At 68.1% G+C, this 3,097-nt stretch carries 2 protein-coding genes and 1 pseudogene; 1 reads left to right on the top strand and 2 read right to left on the bottom strand.

Going from position 1 to position 3,097, the window contains the following annotated elements; translation table 11 throughout:
• Positions 1–862 (bottom strand): ISAs1 family transposase (locus tag AB0442_RS42070; protein ID WP_366168790.1); only part of this gene is annotated, 862 nt, incomplete at its 3' end.
• A 672-nt stretch (positions 863–1,534) separates the two neighbouring features.
• Between AB0442_RS42070 and AB0442_RS42065 the strand changes: the two genes are divergently transcribed.
• On the top strand, positions 1,535–2,731 hold the full coding sequence (locus AB0442_RS42065; RefSeq protein ID WP_366168789.1) for an IS110 family transposase: 1,197 nt from the start codon (positions 1,535–1,537) through the stop codon (positions 2,729–2,731).
• An 18-nt stretch (positions 2,732–2,749) separates the two neighbouring features.
• On the opposite strand, the pseudogene AB0442_RS42060 reads toward AB0442_RS42065, so the two are convergent.
• Positions 2,750–3,097 (bottom strand): annotated as a pseudogene (locus tag AB0442_RS42060) (transposase); the annotation flags it as partial.

The following is a 3,097-nucleotide window of genomic DNA, read 5'->3' as shown; positions in this document are numbered from 1 at the left end:
GCCCGACGGCCAGGCTGGTGACCGCGTAGACACGTTCCAGACTGATCTTGCCCGTGGCCAGGTTGCGGCGTCGGCGCACGATCTGTATCGCCTGGGCAGCATGGGGGAAGTCGATGCCGCGGGCGAGCGTGCAGGTCTTGATGCGGCGGATCTCGTCGCGACCGTGTGCGGTGGCGCGGGTGCGCTGCTGCAGAGGGACGTCCCGCCAGGGCAGACGCTTCAGCGCCTGGTGCAGGGTCGGACGGTTGCCCTTGATCAGGGCGATGTAGTGCGCGTTCTTGTCCTCGACCAGGAAGCGGGCGTGATCGTGCTGGCTGTGCAGGGCGTCGAAGGTGACGACGGTCCCGGCCAGGTCGAGCGGGGCGAGCAGGGGCCGGAAGACCGTGATTTCGTTGGTCTTCGCGTCCACTTCGCGCTGGGCCAGGACCAGGCCGGTGGCGTCCGCCGCCGCCAGCAGATGAACTTGAGTGCCGTCGGTGCGGACCGCGCCCCGAACCGTCTTGCCGTCGACGGCGACGGATGGCCGGGCCTGGTCGGCCGCGCGGGCATGGTCGGCGAGCCATGCTCCGATCGCGGCGTCCAGTGCGTCGCCGTCGATGCGCTGGAGCAGGCGCCGGATGGTGGCCCCGGCCGGGGCGATTGGCCCGGTGTCCGGTTCGCGGAGGCTGCCGCCGAGGCGGATCAGCAGGTCAGGTGGCACGTCGGCGGCCCACTCCGTGATCGCCGCGAGCGACCGGGCTCCCGCCAGCACTGCACAGGCAGCCAGGGCCAGCACGAAGACCAGCGGATGACGCCGGCCGCGGGCACAACGAGGATCGGGAACTGCCGACAGGCGGGCAAGCAGTCCGGGGTGATCGTCCAACGACGGCGTTGCGGGGGCGGTGAGTTGACCCAGACCGACAGGGATGGGAGATGATGAGCGCGCAGGCACGGCTTTCCGCTGTGGTGATCAGGGACTCGACACCTCATGATCACCCGGAGGCCGTGCCTGCCTCCGTCTCACAGCAGAACATCTGCCACACAGCACCTCGAAACGCCCCGATCACTCACCAACCGGGCGCACCGCGAGAACGACTCGGCCCTGCCATCACACCGCCGCGACCTGGGCGTCCACATGATCAGAAAGACTTTGAATCAGCCCTGGGGGTTCGACACGCTGAGGAATACCGCTTCGCACGGGAACACACATCCGCTGTGACGCATTTGGTGCGTTTTGGGCCGTGTTGACTGGGCGTTTCGTCCCTGACTTCGGAGCTCAGGTTCCGCGCCAGGTTGGGGTGGATTCGCCGGTGAGGCGGCGGGTCATGAGGCTCTACCTTCCTCCTGGGTCGTCCAGCCATTCGTAGGGTTGTGGCACCCAGGGGAACCGGGTGTGGCTTTCATGAGGCTGCCGATCGTGGCTGGATCTGCTTGGCCGCCCGGTTCCCCACGACGACTCGGCCGCCGATTGGGAAGTGCGAGGAAGTCGCTGCGTAGAGCCATGCCGGCGAGGTCGTCCGTGGTACCCAAGGCAAGTACGACCTGATGGAGCACGATGAGCCGGATATGGGCGGGCACCGACTGTGGGAAGACCCACCACCACACCCTGGTCCTCGACGCCGAGGGCAGCACGCTGCTGTCGCGACGGGTGGCCAGCGACGAGCCGGAACTGCTCCAGTTGATCGCCGATGTCCTGGACATCGCGGACGGCCGCGCGGTGACTTGGGCGATGGACATGACCGGCAGTGAGCCCGGCCTGCTGATCAACCTCCTGGCCGCCCACGACCAGGAGATGGCCTACATCCCCGGTGTCGCGGTCAACCGCGCCGCCGACAGCTACCGCGGACAGGGCAAGACCGACGCCCGCGACGCGCGGATCATCGCCGACCAGGCCCGCATGCGCACCGACCTGCTGCCCGTCCGCCTCGAGGACGAGGCCCTCATCGAGCTGCGGCTGCTGACCGAACACCGCGCAGACCTCGTCGCCAACCGAACCCGCACCATCAACCGTCTGCGGGCCCTGCTCAACAGCATGTTCCCCGCCCTCGAACGTGCCCTCGACCTGGGGAACGCGGGACCACTCCAGTTGCTGACGGGCTACCAGACACCTGCGGCGATCCGCCGCGCTGGCACCAGGCGCCTGACGACGTGGCTGCGCAACCGCAAGGTTCGGGGCTCCGAAGCGCTGGCAACGAGGGTCGTGGAGGCCGCCGGGCGGCAGCACACCGCCGTCGCCGGGGAGAAGGCCATCGCCAAGATGGTCCACACCCTGGCCGAGGAGGTGATGGCCCTCAACAAGAAGATCACCGAGGTCGACAAGCTCATCGAGGGACGGTTTCGCGAGCACGACCTCGCTGAAGTAATCACCTCGATGCCCGGCATCGGAGCGACACTCGGCGCCGAGTTCCTCGCCGCCGTCGGCGGCAACCTGGACGCCTTTCCCACCGCGGACCGACTTGCCGCGTTTGCCGGCGTCAGCCCGGCTCCACGGGACTCAGGCAAGGTCAGCGGAAACCTCCACCGCCCGACCCGCTACCACCGACGCCTGCAACGCGTCTTCTACCAGTCCGCACTCATCAGCATTCAGAACGATCCGAACTCGCGGACCTTCTACGACCGCAAGAGGGCTGAGGGGAAGCGGCACACCCAGGCAGTCCTGGCTCTCGCGCGCCGACGCGTCAACGTGTTGTGGGCCCTGATCCGTGACGGACGGTCCTATCAGGTCACACCGCCCGTCACCGCATCGGCTTGACATCAGCATTGGGAAGCCGATCATGGCAACGTGGACCATGGCTTCCGAGCGGGCCGGGAGAGCCTCGTAGTCGCGGGCGAGGCGGCGGTGGTTCATGAGCCAGCCGAAGGTGCGCTCGACGACCCATCTGCGGGGTTGGACGACGAATCCCCTGGTCGTGGGGTCGCGGCGGACGATCTCGAGGTCGATGCCCAGGGTGGCGGCGTGTTCGACGACGGCGTTCTTGTAGCCCATGTCGGCCCAGGCCTTGCCGATGCTCGGGTGCTCGGCTGCGACCGCGGTCAGCAGCTGCCGGCCGGCGGCGTTGTCCTGGACGCTCGCGGCGGTGACCAGCACCACGAGCAGCAGACCGATCGTGTCGGTGAC

The organism is Kitasatospora sp. NPDC085895, from assembly GCF_040702125.1.
Lineage (GTDB): Bacteria > Actinomycetota > Actinomycetes > Streptomycetales > Streptomycetaceae > Kitasatospora > Kitasatospora arboriphila.
The sequence above is the reverse complement of the archived record's forward strand: the minus strand, read 5'-3'. Positions and strand labels throughout refer to the sequence as shown.